The organism is Streptomyces sp. NPDC089424 (assembly GCF_044749345.1).
Lineage (GTDB): Bacteria > Actinomycetota > Actinomycetes > Streptomycetales > Streptomycetaceae > Streptomyces.
The window spans coordinates 30271-49421 of sequence record NZ_JBIVHU010000004.1 but is presented as its reverse complement, the minus strand read 5'-3'; the positions used below and the strand labels follow the sequence as shown (position 1 = coordinate 49421).

The window sequence follows — 19151 nt, the reverse complement described above, 5'->3', positions numbered from 1 at the left end:
GTCGGTTGCGCCAGGGGGCGTCTGAACGCCCGTCGGGGCCCGGCCCACGGAGCCGGTTCGGACGCCGGGTTCACTGCGCCGCGGTGAACGCCTCGTAGACCTTCTTGGGGATGCGGCCCCGGGCCGGCACGTCCATCTTGTTGGCCTGTGCCCAGGCCCGCACGGCCGCCGGATCGGGGGCGACCTCCGTCTGCCGGTAGGCCTTGCCCGACCTCGACCGCTTGCGGCCGGCGTCCACGTAGGGCGCGAGCGCCTTACGCAGTTTCTTGGCATTGGCTTCATTCAGGTCGATCTCGTACGACTTGCCGTCGAGTCCGAAGGCGATCGTTTCCGCCGCTTCCGAGCCGTCGATGTCGTCAAAGAGAGTGACCACGACCTTCTGCGCCACGAATATCGGTCCCTTCGTACGGCACGTCTATCCAGCTCAGCTGCGACGACATGCCGAGTGTCGGCTTTTGCCAATTCATTTGTACAGTGCCCGGCAAAGCATTGTGAAGCCCGACTAAATCTCTCCGCGTGTCCCGATGCAATAGCTCTCGCGGGTGGATCTCGCATCTTTCCCGGAACTTTTCGTGAACGCGCGCTGTCGATGCATGACCGTGACCATCGATCCGTAGCTTCCTACAACTCTACCCGCGTAGAAATTTTGTGCGGGTAGTCTGAAGGAACCTGCTCAGCACCACACACCGGGAGTGCCAGTGGCACGCGTCGTAGTCGACGTCATGCTCAAGCCGGAGATCCTCGACCCCCAGGGCCAGGCGGTGCAGCGCGCACTGCCGCGCCTCGGTTTCGACGGCATCTCCGACGTACGTCAGGGAAAGCGATTCGAACTGGAAGTGGACGGACCGGTCGACGAGGCCGCGCTCGCCCGCATCCACGAGCTCGCGGAATCCTTCCTCGCCAACACCGTGATCGAGGACTTCACCATCAAGGTGGAGGAAGTCGCGGAGGCCGCCAAGTGACCGCTCGTATTGGCGTCGTCACTTTCCCCGGCAGCCTCGACGACCGGGACACGCAGCGCGCGATCCGTATCGCCGGCGCCGAGCCCGTCGCCCTCTGGCACAAGGACAAGGACCTCAAGCAGGTCGACGCCGTGGTGCTGTGCGGGGGATTCTCCTACGGCGACTATCTGCGCGCCGGCGCCATCGCCCGCTTCTCGCCGGTGATGGAGCCCCTCATCGAACAGGCGAGGTCCGGACTGCCGGTCCTCGGCATCTGCAACGGCTTCCAGATCCTCACCGAGGCCCATCTGCTGCCCGGCACGATGCTGCGCAACAACCACCTGCACTTCATCTGCCGCGACCAGAAGCTGCGGGTGGAGAACGACCGGACCGCCTGGACCAGTGACTACAGCGCCGGCCAGGAGATCCACATCCCGCTGAAGAACATCGACGGGCAGTACGTCGCCGACGAGCGCACACTCGACGAGCTGGAGGCGGAGGGCCGGGTCGCCTTCCGCTACCTGGACGTCAACCCCAACGGTTCGCAGCGCGACATCGCCGGCGTCACCAACGCGGCCGGGAACGTCGTCGGCCTCATGCCGCACCCGGAGCACGCCGTCGAGTCCCTCATCGGCACCGGCCGCACCGACGGCCTGCCCTTCTTCACCTCGATCCTCAAGAAGCTGGTCAACGCATGAGCCGGACGCCTCTGGACACGGTCGAGCACGCGGCCGCGACCCCCGACGTCGAGCTGCCCTGGGCCGAACTCGGTCTGAAGAAGGACGAGTACGAGCGGGTGGTGGAGATCCTCGGCCGCCGCCCGACCGGCGCCGAACTCGCCATGTACTCGGTGATGTGGTCCGAGCACTGCAGCTACAAGTCCTCCAAGGTCCACCTCCGCCAGTTCGGCGAGAAGGCGCCGCAGAGCGACGCGCTGCTGGTCGGCATCGGGGAGAACGCCGGTGTCGTGGACGTCGGCCTCGGCTACGCGGTCACCTTCAAGGTCGAGTCGCACAACCACCCGTCGTACGTCGAGCCCTACCAGGGCGCGGCCACCGGTGTCGGCGGCATCGTCCGCGACATCATCGCGATGGGCGCCCGCCCGGTCGCGGTGGTCGACCCGCTGCGCTTCGGCGCCGCCGACCACCCCGACACCAAGCGCGTGCTGCCCGGCGTCGTCGCCGGCATCGGCGGCTACGGCAACTGCCTGGGCCTGCCCAACATCGGCGGCGAGGTCGTCTTCGACTCCTGCTACCAGGGCAACCCGCTGGTCAACGCCGGTGCCATCGGCGTGATGCGGCACGAGGACATCCACCTCGCCAAGGCGTCCGGCGCGGGCAACAAGGTCATCCTGTACGGCGCCCGGACCGGCGGCGACGGCATCGGCGGCGCCTCCATCCTCGCCTCCGAGACCTTCGACGACGCGAAGCCCTCCAAGCGCCCCGCGGTCCAGGTGGGCGACCCGTTCCAGGAGAAGCTCCTCATCGAGTGCACCCTGGAGGCGTTCGCCGAGAAGCTGGTCGTCGGCATCCAGGACCTCGGCGCCGCGGGTCTGTCCTGCGCCACGTCCGAGCTGGCCTCCAACGGCTCCGGCGGCATGACCGTCGTCCTCGACGACGTACCCCTGCGCGACTCGACGCTCTCCCCCGAGGAGATCCTGATGAGCGAGTCGCAGGAGCGGATGTGCGCGGTCGTCGAGCCGGGCAAGGTCGAGCGCTTCCTGGAGATCTGCGAGAAGTGGGACGTGATCGCCACCGTCATCGGTGAGGTGACCGACGGCGACCGCCTGGAGATCTACTGGCACGGCGAGAAGATCGTCGACGTCGACCCGCGGACCGTCGCCCACGACGGCCCGGTGTACGAGCGTCCGTACGCCCGCCCCTCCTGGCAGGACGCGCTCCAGGCGGACGACGCGAACAAGCTGCCGCGTCCGGAGTCGGCCGAGGAGCTGAAGGACCAGGTCCTCAAGCTGGTGGCGTCCCCGAACCAGGCGTCGAAGAAGTGGATCACCTCCCAGTACGACCACTTCGTGCAGGGCAACACCGTCCTCGCCCAGCCCGAGGACTCCGGGATGATCCGGATCGACGAGGAGACCGGCCTGGGCGTCGCCATCGCGACGGACGGCAACGGCCGCTACGCCAAGCTCGACCCGTACAAGGGCGCGCAGCTGGCCCTGGCGGAGGCCTACCGGAACGTGGCCACGACCGGCGCCAAGCCGCTCGCGGTCTCCGACTGCCTGAACTTCGGCTCCCCCGAGGACCCGGCGGTGATGTGGCAGTTCGCGGAGGCGGTACGCGGTCTTGCGGACGCCTGTCAGCAGCTGGGCACGCCCGTGACCGGCGGCAACGTCTCCCTCTACAACCAGACCGGCGAGGCGGCGATCCACCCGACGCCGGTCGTCGCCGTCCTCGGCGTGATCGACGACGTGGCCCGCCGCACCCCGGTCGGCTTCCAGGAGGAGGGGCACCTGCTCTACCTCCTCGGCGAGACCCGTGAGGAGTTCGGCGGCTCGGCCTGGTCCCAGGTCGTCCACGACCACCTCGGCGGCCTGCCGCCCGAGGTCGACCTGGAGCGCGAGCGCCTGCTGGCCGAGATCCTGATCTCCGCCTCCCGCGACGGCATGATCGACTCCTCGCACGACCTGTCGGACGGCGGACTGATCCAGGCGGTAGTCGAGTCGGCGCTGCTCGGCGGCAAGGGCGCCCGCCTGGTCGTCCCCGACGGCCTGGACGCCTTCACGTTCCTCTTCTCCGAGTCCGCGGGCCGCGCGATCGTCGCGGTCCCCCGCTCCGAGGAACTCCGCTTCACCGACATGTGCGGCGCCCGCGCCCTCCCGGCCACCCGGGTCGGTGTCGTCGACGGCACGACGATCGACCTCCAGGGCGAGTTCACCCTCACCCTGGAAGAACTCCGCACCGCACACGAGTCCACCATCCCGGCCCTCCTCGCCTGACCACCCGCCCAACGGCAGAAGGCCCCACCCGTACCCGGGCGGGGCCTTCCCGTGTGGGGGCTGCGTCCTCGACCTTCGCCGCTGACTAGGCTCACCGCCATGCCCCCGGCCAAGAAACGCCCCCGTGCCTACGACCCCGGCAAGACCCGTGCTGCCGTTCTGGCCCAGTTCGGCGAGGTGCGTCGCGCCGTGCGTGGCCTCACGCCGGAGCAGCTCGCGTCGCCCACGCGGTTGGGGGACTGGGTCGTGCGGGATCTCGTCGCGCACATCGGGATGGCACTCGCCGCCGTGAGCCGGCTGCTCGGCGAGGCCGAGCCCGCGCGGCAGGACGCGCGATTGTCCGACTGGCCCGCCGCCATCGGCGCCGACGCACCGGCGATCGCCGGCACGGCCCGGCACCTCGCCGAGCGCCATCCCGACCTGGACGCCCACCTCGCCGACGTCGAGCGGCGCTTCACCGCCGACCTCGACGCGCACCCGGGCACCCGTCTGCTCCCGACCAGCGCCGGCGCGCTCCCCCTGGCCGACTACGTCGTCACCCGCACCGTCGAGCTGGTCGTGCACACGGACGACCTCAACGCCGCGGTGCCGGGACTGGACGTCCCCCTCGACCGGCAGGCCCTCGCCGCCGCGACCCGCCTCCTCGCCGACGCGCTCGCCGCGAAGGCCCCGGGCGGCTCCACCGAGGTACGGATCCCGCCGTACGCCGTGGTGCAGTGCGTCGAGGGTCCGCGGCACACCCGGGGCACCCCGCCCAACGTCGTCGAGACGGACCCGCTCACCTGGATCCGGCTCGCGACCGGACGCCTCACCTGGCCGGACGCCCTCGCCGAGGCCAAGGTGAGCGCCAGCGGGGAACGGGCCGATCTGGCGAATCTGCTCCCCCTGATGGCCTGAGAGGGGAACCGATCACCCCACCCGCCCCGTCGAATCGGCATGTCCAGGCAGAAGCAGTACCTCACCGTCACCTCGGCCCTCGCTCTCCTTCCGCTCGCCGTCGCCTGCGGCAGTGAGCAGGCGGGCAGTACGACGGCCGACGCCTCGAAGCCCGTCACCGGCGTCCACTGGAGCGTCGACAGCGTCACCGTCGGCGGCACGAAGCACGACGCCCCCGCCGACGCGCACGTCACGATCGACGAGAGCGGCAAGGCCCAGGGCAACTACGGCTGCAACCACTTCAGCGCGCAGGCCTCCTTCGACGGCGACCGCGTCCGGCTCGGCGACGCGACCACGACCGAGATGGCCTGCGAGGAGAAGCCCATGACCTTCGAGAAGAACCTCGCCCGCACCCTCGCCGACGGGGCCCTGCGGACCGAGGTCGAAGGCGACCACCTGACGCTCACCACGGAGGCCGGCGACACCGTCCGCCTGACGGAGGAGAAGGCCGCCCCGCTGTACGGGACGAAGTGGACGATCACCGCCCTCGGCAAGGGCGGCCCGGAAGGCACCTCGGAGTCCCTCCCCCAGGGCGCCGAAGGCACGGCCCACCTCACCTTCGACGAGGCCACCGGCCAGGTCAGCGGCCGGCTCACCTGCAACAAGGTGACCGCCGAGGCCACCGTCCGTGACGGGCGCATCACGCTCGGCCCCGCGTCCACCACGCGCATGATGTGCGAAGCCTCACTCATGGCGACCGAAAAGCGCCTGCTGGGCTTCTTCGACGGCACGGTGACCTATCGACTGGACCACCACAGCCTGACGCTGACCAGCGAAAACGGCGAGACGGTCACGGCCGGCGCCGGAAAGTGATCCCTTACCGCCCGGTATCCCCAATTCGGACCAGTGGACGACCTCGCCTACACTCGGTGGCGTGCCACGTGGTGACGGTCGACTCAATCACGATCTGCTTCCCGGCGAGAAGGGCCCCCAGGACGCATGCGGCGTCTTCGGTGTCTGGGCTCCTGGCGAAGAGGTCGCAAAGCTCACGTACTTCGGGCTCTACGCCCTCCAGCATCGGGGCCAGGAATCCGCGGGAATCGCGGTCAGCAACGGCTCCCAGATCCTCGTCTTCAAGGACATGGGCCTGGTCTCCCAGGTCTTCGACGAGACGTCTCTCGGTTCCCTGCAGGGACACATCGCGGTCGGTCACGCCCGCTACTCCACCACCGGTGCCTCGGTGTGGGAGAACGCCCAGCCGACGTTCCGCGCGACCGCGCACGGCTCCATCGCGCTCGGCCACAACGGCAACCTGGTCAACACGGCCAAGCTCGCCGAGATGGTCGCCGAACTGCCCAAGCAGGACGGCCGTACCACCCGGGTCGCCGCCACCAACGACACCGACCTGCTGACGGCCCTGCTGGCCGCGCAGGTCGACGCCGACGGCAAGCCGCTGACCGTCGAGGAGGCCGCCCCGGTCGTCCTGCCGCAGGTCAGGGGAGCCTTCAGCCTCGTCTTCATGAACGAGCACACCCTCTACGCCGCCCGTGACCCGCAGGGCGTCCGCCCGCTGGTCCTCGGCCGCCTGGAGCGCGGCTGGGTCGTGGCGTCCGAGAGCGCCGCCCTGGACATCGTCGGCGCCAGCTTCGTGCGCGAGGTGGAGCCGGGCGAGTTCCTCGCCATCGACGAGAACGGCCTGCGTACCTCGCGATTCGCGGACGCGAAGCCCAAGGGCTGTGTCTTCGAGTACGTCTACCTGGCCCGCCCCGACACCGACATCGCCGGCCGGAACGTGTACCTGAGCCGGGTCGAGATGGGCCGCCGCCTCGCCAAGGAGGCGCCCGCCGAGGCCGACCTGGTCATAGCGACCCCGGAATCCGGCACCCCGGCCGCCATCGGCTACGCCGAGGCCTCGGGCATCCCCTTCGGTGCGGGTCTGGTGAAGAACGCGTACGTCGGACGTACGTTCATCCAGCCCTCCCAGACGATCCGCCAGCTCGGCATCCGACTGAAGCTGAACCCGCTGAAGGAAGTCATCAAGGGCAAGCGGCTGGTCGTCGTCGACGACTCGATCGTCCGCGGCAACACCCAGCGCGCCCTGGTCCGCATGCTCCGCGAGGCGGGCGCCGCCGAGGTGCACATCCGGATCTCCTCGCCGCCCGTCAAGTGGCCCTGCTTCTTCGGCATCGACTTCGCCACCCGGGCCGAGCTCATCGCCAACGGCATGACGATCGAGGAGATCGGCACCTCGCTGGGCGCCGACTCCCTGGCGTACATCTCCATCGACGGCATGATCGACGCAACCGCCATCGCCAAGCCGAATCTGTGCCGCGCCTGCTTCGACGGCGAGTACCCGATGGAGCTCCCGGACCCCGAACTGCTGGGCAAGCAGCTTCTGGAGACCGAGCTGGCGGCCGGTCCGGCGGCCACGGCCGCGGCCGACGCGATCCGCCGTCCGTAGGCGCTCAGAAGCCTCGTATCACCAACCGAAAGATCCCAGGCAATGTCTGCTGCAGACAATCAGTCGCCTCCGGCGACGGGTCCTGTCACCGGTGCCTCCTACGCGGCCGCCGGTGTCGACATCGAGGCGGGCGACCGCGCGGTCGAGTTGATGAAGGAGTGGGTGAAGAAGACGCAGCGCCCCGAGGTCCTCGGCGGCCTCGGCGGTTTCGCCGGCCTCTTCGACGCCTCCGCCCTCAAGCGCTACGAGCGCCCGCTCCTCGCCTCCGCCACGGACGGCGTGGGCACCAAGGTCGACGTCGCCCGCCAGATGGGTGTGTACGACACGATCGGCCACGACCTGGTCGCGATGGTCATGGACGACATCGTGGTGTGCGGCGCGGAGCCGCTGTTCATGACCGACTACATCTGCGTCGGCAAGGTGCACCCCGAGCGGGTCGCCGCCCTCGTGAAGGGCATCGCGGAAGGCTGCGTGCTGGCCGGCTGCGCCCTGGTGGGCGGTGAGACGGCCGAGCACCCCGGGCTGCTGGGCGCGGACGACTTCGACGTCGCCGGCGCCGGTACGGGCGTGGTGGAGGCCGACCGGCTGCTGGGCGCGGACCGCATCCGAACGGGTGACGCCGTCATCGCCATGGCGTCCTCCGGTCTTCACTCGAACGGGTACTCGCTGGTCCGGCATGTCCTGCTGAACCAGGCGGGCCTGTCCCTGGACGCCCACGTCGACGACCTCGGCCGCACCCTCGGGGAGGAGCTGCTGGAGCCGACGAAGATCTACTCGCTGGACTGCCTGGCGCTCACCCGCACCACCGAGGTGCACGCCTACAGCCACGTCACGGGCGGGGGCCTCGCGGCCAACCTGGCCCGCGTCGTCCCGGACGGCCTGCACGCGATCGTGGACCGCTCCACCTGGACCCCGGCGCCGGTCTTCGACCTGGTCGGCAGGCTGGGCGACGTCGAGCGCCTGGAGCTGGAGAAGACCCTCAACATGGGCGTCGGCATGATCGCCGTCGTCCCGGAGGAGTCCACCGAGGTGGCCCTGGCGACCCTGGCCGACCGTGGGGTCGAGGCATGGGTGGCCGGCGAGATCACGGACCGTGGCGAGCACCCCACGGGCGCGGCCTTGGTCGGCGACTACGACAGCTGAGCCCCCTGCGGGCAGCACAGAACCCGGTCGGTGACCAGGGGTCACCGACCGGGTGGGTGTTCAGTGCAAGGTCAAGCGCCGCGACGATGTGAGGACTGGCCTTCCTCGTCCTCGTCGTCGTCCTCATAGAGGTCGGCGTACCGTGCGTACAGGTCGTCGTCCTGCTCATCGTCCTCGAATTGATCACCGTTCGTACTCGGTGACGTATTCGCAGTCGATGCGCCCAGCTCCTCGGCCAGGCGTGAGAGATCTGTCCCACCGCTGTTGTACTTCAGCTGGCGGGCGACCTTCGTCTGCTTGGCCTTGGCCCGGCCGCGCCCCATGGCTCGACCCCCTCAACGACGGGGCTCGACGGCCCCAGAGTCTTGACACGCGTTCATGTTCCGGCACGGGCTCTCCGTGGAGAGACCGGTCCGTAGGGCTTCCACGGTACCTGAGCCCGCGCCCATACGGTACGTCGCCCGCAGCACGCGCGTGTGCACAGAACCTGCGAGGCGCCCCGTCCTCGCTGGTCAGTGGCGATTTTAACCACTTATTGGCGGACGACCCGCCGGTCGAAGTGAGAGTTCTCTCCAACTGTCCACCGGCAGGTACCGCTCAAACCCTCCGAGGAGGCCTGCGGAACGTCACCATCCGCGGGCCGCGCGGGCCTCCGCCATCCGCTGCTCGGCGATCCGGTCGGCCGCGGCGGCCGGCGGAATCCCATCCGCCTTCGCACGTGCGAATATGGCCAGCGTGGTGTCGTAGATCTTCGCCGCCTTCGCCTTGCACCGGTCGAAGTCGAAGCCGTGGAGTTCGTCCGCGACCTGGATGACGCCGCCGGCGTTCACCACGTAGTCGGGCGCGTAGAGGATCCCGCGGTCGGCGAGGTCCTTCTCGACACCCGGATGGGCCAGCTGGTTGTTGGCCGCGCCGCACACCACCCGCGCGGTCAGCACCGGCACGGAGTAGTCGTTCAGCGCCCCGCCGAGCGCGCAGGGGGCGTAGATGTCGAGGCCGTCGACGCGGATCAGCGCGTCGGTGTCGGCGACCGCCGTGACGCCCGCGTGCCGCTCGGTGACCCGGCGCACGGCGTCCTCGCGCACATCCGTGACGTAGACCTCGGCGCCCTCCGCCATCAGGTGCTCCACCAGGTGGTGGCCGACCTTGCCGACACCGGCGATGCCGACCCGGCGGCCACGCAGCGAGGGGTCGCCCCACAGGTGCTGGGCGGAGGCACGCATGCCCTGGTAGACGCCGAAGGCCGTGAGGACGGACGAGTCGCCCGCCCCGCCGTTCTCGGGGGAGCGGCCGGTGGTCCAGCGGCACTCCCGGGCCACGACGTCCATGTCGGCGACGTACGTGCCGACGTCGCAGGCGGTGACGTACCGGCCGCCGAGGGAGGCCACGAAGCGCCCGTAGGCGAGCAGCAGCTCCTCGCTCTTGATCCGCTCGGGGTCGCCGATGATCACCGCCTTGCCACCGCCGTGGTCCAGCCCGGCCATGGCGTTCTTGTACGACATCCCGCGCGCGAGGTTGAGCGCGTCGGCGACCGCCTCGGCCTCGTTCGCGTACGGGTAGAAGCGGGTACCGCCGAGGGCGGGGCCGAGGGCGGTGGAGTGAAGGGCGATCACGGCCTTCAGGCCGCTCGCGGGGTCCTGGCAGAGCACGACTTGCTCATGTCCGCCCTGGTCCGAGTGGAACAGGGTGTGCAGTACATCAGCAGGTGCGCCGGTTACGTCGGTCACGGTGGTGACTCCTGAGGTAAAAAGCGGCGATCGGACGGGGTCCCGTGCGGGTGGCGGGGCCTGTGAGCATGAGATTAGAGCCTCCCGGCCCCGCCGACCGAGCAGTGCTCAGGATCACCTCCGCACGGAGTACGTCCGTGCGACGATTTGCATAGTTTTCCCGCGCGTTTGTGGGCGGGTTCCGCAGGTTTCCCCGGCAGGCGGCGGGGGAGGGAGCAGGCGTGCCCAAGGTGTCCTCGGTGATCGTCCCGTACGCGGCGTACCTGCGCGTGTACGAGCCGCTGGCCGCCTTCCCGGAGCAGGAGCGCGATCACTGGACGCGCTACGCCCGCCGGCCCGACCGTCCCTCGTACCAGGACGAACTGCGCCGCTCGCTGGCCGACTTGCTGCCGACCCCGCCCGTGCCCGTGCCCGTGCACGAGAGCGCGGACGCCTTCGTGCTGGAGGCCGACGGGGTGGTCCACGTCTGCCCCTGGCGGACCCGGCTGCGCGGCTGGCAGGCCCTCGGTGATCTCGCGGAGGAGCTCCCGCCCCCGCTGCTGGACGCCGTGCTGCCGCCGGTCCTGCGCCACCAGGCGACCCAGGACTACGAGCGCTGGCTGGCCGGCAACCCGGACGCCCGCCCCTGGATCCGCACGGCGACCTGGCAGGTGCCGCTGAACTGGTTCGTCCTCGTCTCCGACGAGGAGCGGGAGTACGACAAGGGCTCCGGCGGCACCGACGCCGCCCCGCCCGTGCTGCGCTACCGCACCCCCATGGTCCAGGCCCGCCGCCGGGTGGCCCGGGGCCTGCGCACGCTGCGGAACGCCATGGACGAGGGGCCGCTGATCGAGGGCCTCGTGGACGTCGGGCGCTGGCTGGAGGAGTTCCACCCGCGCTCCCTGGTCGAACTCGACTACGGCGGGCTGGTGCACGCCCTGCGGGCCGGTGACCTCGAGGGCGACCACTCGGCGGCCGACGTGGCCGAGGGGATCGAGGCGCTGCGCCAGGGCGACGGGGTCGCGGCGGGCGAGGCGTACGCCCGCCTCGTGGAGCGCTGGCGATCGGTGCGGGACCTGCGTTCGGCGAACTGACGTACCGTTCTGTGACCTGGCTTACGGTCCGTCAACAAGGGATCCGGAGCCCGATCTGGGCGTATGTGTCAAGAGTGTGACGCATGCGACAAGCGTGATGGAGCGCACGTACATGGCTCTTGCGTCCCTTGCCCATCCTCATGCCAAAATAGGACAAGGAGTCCGGGGAGGACTCTGTCCGTCCTGGTGTGTTCAACTGTGGGCGGATTCTACGTAATGCGTGCTTTGGGGGGTCTGGTGACTCCTGATCGCCCTGTGACTGATCGTCACAGTGGCGTGACTGTCCGCTATGGCATGGTCCATCGGCATCCGTCGCTGATGAACACCTGGGAGGGCAATTCCATCGGTTTGGCCGACGCGGCTGGACAGATGGTGTAGTTGTAGTGCCGAGGACAAGCCGTTCGTCCTATAACCGACTCGACTCGCGTCCGCCATTTCGGGCAACGCGGGTCAAGGTGCAGAATTTAGAGGAAAGAACCGAGAAGGTTCGGTTCTCCCGAGGAGGCCGCTCATGACCGCTCGCACCCCTGATGCCGAGCCGCTGCTGACCCCGGCTGAGGTCGCCACGATGTTCCGCGTCGACCCGAAGACGGTCACGCGGTGGGCGAAGGCCGGCAAGCTCACTTCCATCCGTACGCTCGGCGGGCACCGCCGTTACCGCGAGGCTGAGGTGCGCGCTCTGCTCGCGGGCATCCCGCAGCAGCGCAGCGAGGCCTGAACAACTGAATAACGGGGCAAATCGGTCGGGTCCCCCCACCTGCCGAGGCGCCCGAAACCAAGCTCCAACCGACGCGGGTCCTGCCCCAACAGGGCTCTCGCCCAGTGGCTTCAGGCAACTGACAGGGTGCGTCGTCGATCGCGCTGGACTCCGCCGGGTCCAGCGCGATCTTTTTTGTGTGCGGGGTGGTCGGCCTGTGGGCGGGCTTGTCGGAGTCTGGGGAGGGGTGTCGGAGCTGCTGTGTGGAGGCCCCTCGTGAGAGTGCAATTGCACATATTAAATTGACCAGTTGTAGGAGAACGGTAAGTACCGCTGTTTCAGAAACTCATGCGGTGACTCCCGTCACATGCCCCCGTGCTTGTTGCCTCCGGCCTATGTGCGGTAAGGGAGTTGGGGATGTGAGGCCGGGTGCGCGGGGCACTCATGCGTCGGCGGGACGCTCGTCCGCGACGCTCTCCTCGGGGGTGTCCGTGGCGAGCGGTGCGGGATCCGTGGCGAGGGCGAGGCGCAGCAGCCGATGGCAGACCGGGCAGTGCCGGGTCAGATGCCGGTACGACGACGCGGCCGCCAGATGCGCCCGGAGCAAGGCCCGCGTCTCATGCCTCACCGATGCCGCCATACGCCACCTCCGGGGGCCCAGCGGGCGTGTTGCCCTGGTTTCTGAGTACCGACCGAATCTGACGCCGTCAAGCCACCCCAGACCCCCACGACCGAGGCCCGCCCCCTTGAACATGACTGAGGCCCGCCCCCGTTGACGGGATGCGGGCCTCAGTCGTACTGCGGTCCTGACGGGATGTGCTGTGTCGACTGCGGCTGCGCCGCGGGCGCGGCCTCCAGTGCGGTGAGGCCGCGTGGTGTGTGCGGGCTCGGTCATGACTGAGGCCCGCCCCCGTTGACGGGATGCGGGCCTCGGTCGTACTGCGGTCCTGACGGGATTTGAACCCGCGGCCTCCACCTTGACAGGGTGGCGAGCACTCCAAACTGCTCCACAGGACCAGGTTTCGCGGCGCGATTTCTGCGTTGCGCTGCGAGAAGAGACTGTACAGGAGCCGGGCCGCCTGGTCGAACTCACTTAGTGTGCGGGGCTCCTCACGGCGCCGCCGCGTCGATCGCCTTCACGATCCGCTTGTCCGACACGGGGTACGCCGTGCCCAGCGCGTGCGCGAAATAGCTGACGCGGAGCTCCTCGATCATCCAGCGGATGTCCAGGACGGCGGCCGGCACCGGCCGGCCCTGCGGCATCTGCTCCAGCAGCCAGGCGTACTCGTCCCGCATCTCCTGGACCTTCTCCATGCGGGTGGTGTCCCGCTGGACGTTCGTCGGCATCTGCTGCAGACGCCGGTCCGCGGCCACCAGGTAGCGCATGAGGTGCGGCAGCCGGCCGAGCCCCGCCGCCGTCACGAAACCGGGCTTCACAAGGGCGTCCAACTGCTCGCGCACGTCCTTGAGGTTTGCCAGCAGCGCGGGGCTGCGTACGGCCTTCAGACGGCGCTCACAGGCCTGCCAGGCGGCCAGGACCTGCTGAACCTGGGCCACCGCGCGCACGGTCGTGTCGACGATCTCGGCCCGCACCTTGTCGTAGAGCTTGCGGTACGACTCCTCGTCCCACACCGGCCCCCCGAAGTCGGCGATCAGCTTGTCCGCGGCCGCCGTCGCGCAGTCGTCGAAGAGGGCCTGGACGGAACCGTGCGGGTTGGCCGAGAGGGCGAGCTTCTGGGCGTTGGTCAGCTTGTCCGAGGCGAACTTCGCGGGATTGACCGGGATGTTGCGCAGGATGAGCCGGCGCGTGCCCCGCCACATGGCCTCGGCCTGCTCCGCCTCGGTGTCGAAGAGCCGTACGGAGACCGTGTCCGCCGCCGGACCGTCGTCGACGAGGGCCGGGTAGGCCTTCACGGGCTGGCCGGCCCGGCGGGTCTCGAAGACGCGGGTGAGGGTGCCGATCGTCCAGTCGGTCAGGCCCGTGCGCTCGACGGACTCGCCGCCGCTGCGCTCCGCGGTCGCCGCGGCCGCCTGCGAGAGGGCCTTGCGGGCCTTCGGCTTGAGCTGGAGCCGCAGCGCTTCCAGATCCTTGTCCTCGGCCAGCTTGCGGCGTCGCTCGTCGACGATCCGGAAGGTGATCCGCAGATGGTCGGGGACCCTGGCCCAGTCGAAGTCGTCGGCGGTGAAGGGCACGCCGACCATGCGCTTCAACTCGCGGGCCATGGTCGTGGTGAGCGGCTCCTGGAGGGGCACGGCCGCGTCCAGGAAGCGCTTGGCGAAGTTCGGCGCGGGCACGTAGTTGCGGCGGATCGGCTTGGGCAGGGAGCGGATGAGCTCCGTGACCACTTCCTCCCGCAGGCCCGGGATCTGCCAGTCGAAGCCCTCGTCGGTGACCTGGTTGAGGACCTGGAGCGGGATGTGGACGGTGACTCCGTCGGCGTCCGCGCCCGGCTCGAACTGGTAGGTGACCCGGAACTTGAGCGGGCCCTGGCGCCAGGAGTCGGGGTAGTCCGCCTTGGTGACCGCCTCCGCCGACTCGCGGATGAGCATCTCGCGCTCGAAGTCGAGGAAGTCGGGCTGCTCGTGCCGTTTGCGCTTCCACCAGGAGTCGAAGTGCGCGCCGGAGACGACGTGTTCGGGCACCCGCTGGTCGTAGAAGTCGAACAGGGTCTCGTCGTCGACCACGATGTCGCGGCGCCGGGCGCGGTGCTCCAGCTCCTCGACCTCGCTGAGGAGGCGGCGGTTGTCCGCGAAGAACTTGTGGTGGGTGCGCCAGTCGCCCTCGACGAGCGCGTTGCGGATGAACAGCTCGCGGCTGGCCTCCGCGTCGATCCGGCCGTAGTTCACCTTGCGCTGGGCGATGATCGGGACGCCGTACAGCGTGACCTTCTCGTACGCCATCACCGCCGCCTGGTCCTTCTCCCAGTGCGGTTCGCTGTACGTCCGCTTGATCAGGTGCCCGGCGAGGGGCTCGACCCACTCGGGCTCGATCTTCGCGTTGACGCGGGCCCAGAGACGGGACGTCTCGACGAGTTCGGCGGACATCACGAAGCGGGGCTGCTTCTTGAACAGCGCCGAGCCGGGGAAGACCGCGAACTTGGCGCTGCGCGCGCCCAGGTACTCGTTCTTGTTGCCGTCCTTCACGTCCTTCATCCCGATGTGGGAGAGGAGGCCGGCGAGGAGGGAGGTGTGGATGTGGTCGGCGGGGGCGTCGTCCTCGTTGAGGTGGATGCCCATCTGCTTGGCGACCGTGCGCAGCTGGGTGTAGATGTCCTGCCATTCGCGAATGCGCAGGAAGTTGAGGTACTCCTGCTTGCACATGCGGCGGAAGGACGACGAGCCGCGCTCGCGCTGCTGCTCGCGCAGGTAGCGCCAGAGGTTGAGGTAGGCGAGGAAGTCGCTGGTCTCGTCCCGGAAGCGGGCGTGCTGCTGGTCGGCCTGGGCCTGCTTCTCCGACGGGCGTTCACGGGGGTCCTGGATGGAGAGCGCGGCGGCTATGACCATGACCTCGCGGGCACAGCCGTTCTTGTCGGCCTCCAGGACCATCCGGGCCAGCCGCGGGTCGACCGGGAGCTGGGCGAGCTTGCGGCCGGTGTCCGTGAGCCGCTTGCGGGTGTCCTTCTGCGCCGGGTCCAGCGCGCCCAGTTCCTGGAGCAGCTGCACGCCGTCGCGGATGTTGCGGTGGTCCGGCGGGTCGATGAAGGGGAACTTCTCGATGTCGCCGAGGCCCGCGGCGGTCATCTGCAGGATGACGCTCGCCAGGTTCGTACGGAGGATCTCCGCGTCCGTGAACTCCGGGCGGGCCTCGAAGTCGTCCTCGCTGTAGAGGCGGATGCAGATGCCGTCGGACGTACGGCCGCAGCGGCCCTTGCGCTGGTTGGCGCTGGCCTGGGAGATCGCCTCGATGGGCAGGCGCTGGACCTTGGTGCGGTGGCTGTAGCGCGAGATGCGGGCGAAGCCTGGGTCGATGACGTACTTGATGCCCGGGACGGTGAGGGAGGTCTCGGCGACGTTGGTCGCCAGAACGATCCTGCGTCCGGTGTGCTGCTGGAAGACCCGGTGCTGCTCGGCGTGCGAGAGCCGCGCGTACAGCGGAAGGACCTCGGTGAATCCGTACTTCTTCTTCTCCAGCGCGTCCGCCGTGTCGCGGATCTCCCGCTCACCGGAGAGGAAGACGAGGATGTCGCCCTTGCCCTCGCCCATCAGTTCCTCGACGGCGTCCGTGATCGCGGTGATCTGGTCGCGGTCGGCGTCGTCCGACTCCTCTTCGAGCAGCGGCCGGTAGCGCACCTCCACGGGGTACGTCCGCCCGCTGACCTCGATGATCGGGGCGTCGCCGAAGTGCCGCGAGAAGCGCTCGGGGTCGATGGTCGCCGAGGTGATGACGACCTTGAGGTCCGGCCGCTTCGGCAGCAGCTGCGCGAGATAGCCCAGCAGGAAGTCGATGTTCAGGGACCGCTCGTGGGCCTCGTCGATGATGATCGTGTCGTAGGCGCGCAGCTCGCGGTCGGTCTGGATCTCGGCGAGCAGGATGCCGTCGGTCATCAGCTTGATGAAGGTGGCGTCCGGGTTCACCTGGTCGGTGAAGCGGACCTTCCAGCCGACGGCCTCGCCGAGCGGCGTGTCGAGTTCCTCGGCGACCCGCTCGGCGACCGTGCGGGCGGCGATCCGGCGGGGCTGGGTGTGGCCGATCATGCCGCGGGCGCCCCGGCCGAGCTCCACGCAGATCTTGGGGATCTGCGTGGTCTTCCCGGACCCGGTCTCACCGGCGACGATCACGACCTGGTGGTCGCGGATGGCGTCGGCGATCGCGTCCTTCTTCTGGCTGACGGGGAGCTGCGGCGGATAGCTGACCACGGGCGCCTGCGCCCGGCGGTCGGCCATCCGGGTCTCGGCCTTCTCGATCTCCGCCTCGATCTCGGCGAGTACGGCGTCACGGGCCTCCGGCTTGCGGATCTTCCGTGCGCCTTCGAGCCTGCGACCGAGCCGGTGCGCGTCGCGCAGGGAGAGGTCCGTCAGGCGGGTGGCGAGGGCAGGCTGCGTAGACATACGGGTTCCAGGATCTCATCCTCGGGAAATCCGTGGCGAATGATTTCGTCCCGGGCGGGCCCACGGACAACGCGAAGCCCCCGCCGATGATCTCGACGGGGGCTTCTTCTGTGGCTGGGGCCGGGGTCGAACCGGCGACCTATCGCTTTTCAGGCGATCGCTCGTACCAACTGAGCTACCCAGCCACGGGGTTTGTGCAACCCCGAGCGGTCCTGACGGGATTTGAACCCGCGGCCTCCACCTTGACAGGGTGGCGAGCACTCCAAACTGCTCCACAGGACCAGGTGTGGGTGGTGCGCGAACCAACGTAGCTAAGTGTCGCACACCGAACTGCGTGCCCCCAACGGGATTCGAACCCGTGCTACCGCCTTGAAAGGGCGGCGTCCTAGGCCGCTAGACGATGAGGGCTATCGGCCCGCCTGCGCGCTTCTCAGCGCGTCGGGGACGTGAGAAGCATATGGGATGGCGGGAGGGATCGCCAAAACGGTTTACGGACTTCGCTCGCCGGAGGGCACCGGGGACGGGGTGCGGGACGGAACCGGGGACGAGGCGCCGGACGGCGTCGCCTCCGGGCGGCCTCCCCCCTGCTCCGTCGGTGTCGCCCCCGGCCGGTCCGACGACGCGCCGCCCGGCTGGTTCTCCTCCACCAGATGGCGGCTGACCTCCGCCGTGGTGAGACCGAGGCCGCCCAGGCGGATCGCGTCCCAGGCCTGGAGGCGACGGGTGTCGCGGTCGAAGTAGAGGATCGACGCCTCGATCGGGTCCGGGTGGGCGTCCTCCACCGCGCGCAGTCCGCTGCCGCCGGTCGAGCCCTCGATGCGCAGCCGGGTGCCGTAGGGCAGGACCTCCATCTCCTGGTGGTGCACATGGCCCGCCAGGACGAGGGGGACCTCGCCGTCCGTCTGCCGGGCGGCCTGCGGCTCATGGGCCACGGCCACGTCCACCGGCGTGCCGGCGGCGCTCCGGTCGCGCAGGGCGGTGGCCAGACGGGCGCCGGCCAGTTCCTGGGAGGCCTCGGCGCCCGCCTTCTCGCTGCGGTCGGGGGTGAACTGGGGGTCCCCGATCCCCGCGAACCGCAGCCCCGCCACCGAGACGGCACGGCCGTCGTCGAGGACGTGCACGTTCTTCAGGTCCTCCAGATAGCGCTGGGTGATCCGCGAGTCGTGGTTGCCGCGCACCCAGACGTACGGGGCGCCCAGGTCCTCGATCGGATCGAGGAACCCGTTCTCCGCCGAGGTGCCGTGGTCCATCGTGTCCCCGGAGTCGACGATCACGTTCACCTCGTACTGCTCCACCAGCGAGGCGATGATCTTCCAGCTCGCCGGGTTGAGGTGGATGTCGGAGACGTGCAGGACGCGGATGGTGGTCGGGTCCGGCCGGTACGCGGGGAGCGTGGAGGTGGCGTCGTAGAGCTTCGTCACGTTCGTCACCAGGCGCGCCAACTCCTGCTGGTAGACGTCGAACTCGGTGACGATGCTGCGCGCGTCGCCGACCAGCGAGGGGGCCGAGGACAGCAGCCCCGAGAACTTCGGCTCCAGGACCGACTTGGGGTTCCAGGTGGCGTACGCCGTCGCGCCCGAGGCCGCCAGCAGGGTGAGCGCGATACCGCCGGCGGCGAGCGCGCGGCGCGGGCGGCGGTAGACGGCGAGGCCGAGCGCGGTCGCGCCGGCGACGACGGCCACGCAGGAGCGCACGGCGAGGCCGAGGGCGCCCTGGCCGACGTCCCGGGCGACCTCGTCCTGGAGTCCGGAGATGCGCTCGGGGTGGTCGACCAGGGCCTGGGAGCGCTCCGGGTCGAGCTGGTCGACGTTCACGTCGAGCCGGACCGGGGCGAGGTGGCTGTCCAGGTGCAGGGCGCCCAGCGGGGAGACGTTGATCTTCGTGCCGCCGGTGAGGGACGGGCGCAGGGTCATCGTCGTGTCCATCGGGCCGACCGGGACCCGGACGTTCCCGACGACCAGCAGCCCCAGCCATGCGCCCAGCAGGACGACGGCCGTCAGGCCCAGGGCTCTGGTCCAGCGGTTCGCGGGGGACGGGACGAGCGCGGTCTCGGCGGTGGGGCGGGTGCGGCGGTGGACACGGAAACGCCTGATGGTGGTCAGGACTGCGGCTGGGACGCGGGCCATTGGTCCCGTATGCCCAGGCGCGCGGGTGGATATGCGGCGCCGAGTGGGTCGTACGCGCGTGGTGGCGGGGGTCTCGAACCGGGGCGCCGTACCGGACAATGGGCC

Annotated in this window: 15 protein-coding genes and 4 tRNA genes; 9 read left to right on the top strand and 10 right to left on the bottom strand. The window is 69.6% G+C overall.

Going from position 1 to position 19151, the window contains the following annotated elements; translation table 11 throughout:
- Window positions 1–70: 70 nt before the first annotated feature.
- Window positions 71–388: an Lsr2 family protein gene (locus ACIP2X_RS19825; protein WP_365454801.1), complete on the bottom strand. Its 318-nt coding sequence runs from the start codon at window positions 386–388 to the stop codon at window positions 71–73.
- 310 nt (window positions 389–698) lie between these two features.
- On the opposite strand from ACIP2X_RS19825, the gene purS reads away from it, so the two are divergent.
- From purS to purM, 7 genes are all read left to right on the top strand, one after another.
- Window positions 699–962, top strand: coding sequence for a phosphoribosylformylglycinamidine synthase subunit PurS (gene purS, locus ACIP2X_RS19820; RefSeq protein ID WP_399888867.1), 264 nt, complete (start codon window positions 699–701; stop codon window positions 960–962).
- Window positions 959–1639 carry a phosphoribosylformylglycinamidine synthase subunit PurQ gene (gene purQ / locus ACIP2X_RS19815; protein WP_401674617.1) on the top strand — a complete coding sequence of 227 codons (681 nt, stop codon included), beginning with the start codon at window positions 959–961 and terminating at the stop codon, window positions 1637–1639. The genes purS and purQ overlap by 4 nt, the downstream gene beginning before the upstream one ends.
- Entirely contained in the window at window positions 1636–3894 is a 2259-nt protein-coding gene (gene purL / locus ACIP2X_RS19810) for a phosphoribosylformylglycinamidine synthase subunit PurL (protein ID WP_401674614.1), read from the top strand. The genes purQ and purL overlap by 4 nt, the downstream gene beginning before the upstream one ends.
- Window positions 3895–3993: 99 nt before the next feature.
- Window positions 3994–4791, top strand: a complete 798-nt coding sequence (locus tag ACIP2X_RS19805; RefSeq protein ID WP_401674611.1) for a sterol carrier family protein — start codon at window positions 3994–3996, stop codon at window positions 4789–4791.
- 39 nt (window positions 4792–4830) lie between these two features.
- Window positions 4831–5643, top strand: coding sequence for an META domain-containing protein (locus ACIP2X_RS19800; RefSeq protein ID WP_401674608.1), 813 nt, complete (start codon window positions 4831–4833; stop codon window positions 5641–5643).
- Window positions 5644–5704: 61 nt separating this feature from the next.
- Entirely contained in the window at window positions 5705–7231 is a 1527-nt protein-coding gene (gene purF, locus ACIP2X_RS19795; protein ID WP_401674605.1) for an amidophosphoribosyltransferase, read from the top strand.
- 42 nt (window positions 7232–7273) lie between these two features.
- A complete protein-coding gene (purM, locus tag ACIP2X_RS19790) occupies window positions 7274–8374 on the top strand; it encodes a phosphoribosylformylglycinamidine cyclo-ligase (RefSeq protein WP_401674602.1) in 1101 nt (366 codons plus the stop codon).
- Between the two features lie 71 nt (window positions 8375–8445).
- On the opposite strand, the gene ACIP2X_RS19785 is transcribed toward purM, so the two are convergent.
- Both ACIP2X_RS19785 and ACIP2X_RS19780 read right to left on the bottom strand, forming a co-directional pair.
- Window positions 8446–8697 (bottom strand): DUF3073 domain-containing protein, encoded by a 252-nt coding sequence (locus tag ACIP2X_RS19785; protein ID WP_401674599.1) that lies wholly within the window; start codon window positions 8695–8697, stop codon window positions 8446–8448.
- 303 nt (window positions 8698–9000) lie between these two features.
- Entirely contained in the window at window positions 9001–10101 is a 1101-nt protein-coding gene (locus tag ACIP2X_RS19780) for a Leu/Phe/Val dehydrogenase (RefSeq protein ID WP_401674596.1), read from the bottom strand.
- Between the two features lie 221 nt (window positions 10102–10322).
- On the opposite strand from ACIP2X_RS19780, the gene ACIP2X_RS19775 reads away from it, so the two are divergent.
- Together ACIP2X_RS19775 and bldC are read left to right on the top strand one after the other, a co-directional pair.
- Window positions 10323–11174 carry a hypothetical protein gene (locus tag ACIP2X_RS19775; RefSeq protein ID WP_401674593.1) on the top strand — a complete coding sequence of 284 codons (852 nt, stop codon included), beginning with the start codon at window positions 10323–10325 and terminating at the stop codon, window positions 11172–11174.
- Between the two features lie 511 nt (window positions 11175–11685).
- Window positions 11686–11892 carry a developmental transcriptional regulator BldC gene (gene bldC / locus ACIP2X_RS19770; RefSeq protein ID WP_003949541.1) on the top strand — a complete coding sequence of 69 codons (207 nt, stop codon included), beginning with the start codon at window positions 11686–11688 and terminating at the stop codon, window positions 11890–11892.
- 421 nt (window positions 11893–12313) lie between these two features.
- Here bldC and ACIP2X_RS19765 read toward each other — a convergent pair whose 3' ends face one another.
- The 7 genes from ACIP2X_RS19765 to ACIP2X_RS19735 all read right to left on the bottom strand — a co-directional run bounded on the left by ACIP2X_RS19765 (window position 12314) and on the right by ACIP2X_RS19735 (window position 19046).
- Complete coding sequence (locus ACIP2X_RS19765) at window positions 12314–12511, bottom strand: DUF6274 family protein (RefSeq protein ID WP_401674590.1); 198 nt, start codon at window positions 12509–12511, stop codon at window positions 12314–12316.
- Window positions 12512–12813: 302 nt separating this feature from the next.
- Window positions 12814–12888, bottom strand: a tRNA-Asp gene (locus tag ACIP2X_RS19760).
- A gap of 93 nt (window positions 12889–12981) precedes the next feature.
- A complete protein-coding gene (gene hrpA, locus ACIP2X_RS19755) occupies window positions 12982–16920 on the bottom strand; it encodes an ATP-dependent RNA helicase HrpA (RefSeq protein WP_401674587.1) in 3939 nt (1312 codons plus the stop codon).
- 111 nt (window positions 16921–17031) lie between these two features.
- Window positions 17032–17105, bottom strand: a tRNA-Phe gene (locus ACIP2X_RS19750).
- A 22-nt stretch (window positions 17106–17127) separates the two neighbouring features.
- Window positions 17128–17202 (bottom strand) — tRNA-Asp (locus ACIP2X_RS19745).
- A gap of 53 nt (window positions 17203–17255) precedes the next feature.
- A tRNA-Glu gene (locus ACIP2X_RS19740) sits at window positions 17256–17328 on the bottom strand.
- Window positions 17329–17408: 80 nt separating this feature from the next.
- Complete coding sequence (locus tag ACIP2X_RS19735) at window positions 17409–19046, bottom strand: metallophosphoesterase (RefSeq protein ID WP_401674584.1); 1638 nt, start codon at window positions 19044–19046, stop codon at window positions 17409–17411.
- Window positions 19047–19151 lie beyond the last annotated feature (105 nt).

Excerpts from the sequence above, each read along its gene's own strand:
- ACIP2X_RS19765 (WP_401674590.1), bottom strand. The coding sequence starts at position 12,511 with ATGGCGGCATCGGTGAGGCATGAGACGCGGGCCTTGCTCCGGGCGCAT.
- bldC (WP_003949541.1), top strand. The coding sequence starts at position 11,686 with ATGACCGCTCGCACCCCTGATGCCGAGCCGCTGCTGACCCCGGCTGAG.
- ACIP2X_RS19735 (WP_401674584.1), bottom strand. The coding sequence starts at position 19,046 with ATGGCCCGCGTCCCAGCCGCAGTCCTGACCACCATCAGGCGTTTCCGT.
- ACIP2X_RS19800 (WP_401674608.1), top strand. The coding sequence starts at position 4,831 with ATGTCCAGGCAGAAGCAGTACCTCACCGTCACCTCGGCCCTCGCTCTC.
- hrpA (WP_401674587.1), bottom strand. The coding sequence starts at position 16,920 with ATGTCTACGCAGCCTGCCCTCGCCACCCGCCTGACGGACCTCTCCCTG.
- purM (WP_401674602.1), top strand. The coding sequence starts at position 7,274 with ATGTCTGCTGCAGACAATCAGTCGCCTCCGGCGACGGGTCCTGTCACC.
- ACIP2X_RS19785 (WP_401674599.1), bottom strand. The coding sequence starts at position 8,697 with ATGGGGCGCGGCCGGGCCAAGGCCAAGCAGACGAAGGTCGCCCGCCAG.
- purL (WP_401674614.1), top strand. The coding sequence starts at position 1,636 with ATGAGCCGGACGCCTCTGGACACGGTCGAGCACGCGGCCGCGACCCCC.
- ACIP2X_RS19805 (WP_401674611.1), top strand. The coding sequence starts at position 3,994 with ATGCCCCCGGCCAAGAAACGCCCCCGTGCCTACGACCCCGGCAAGACC.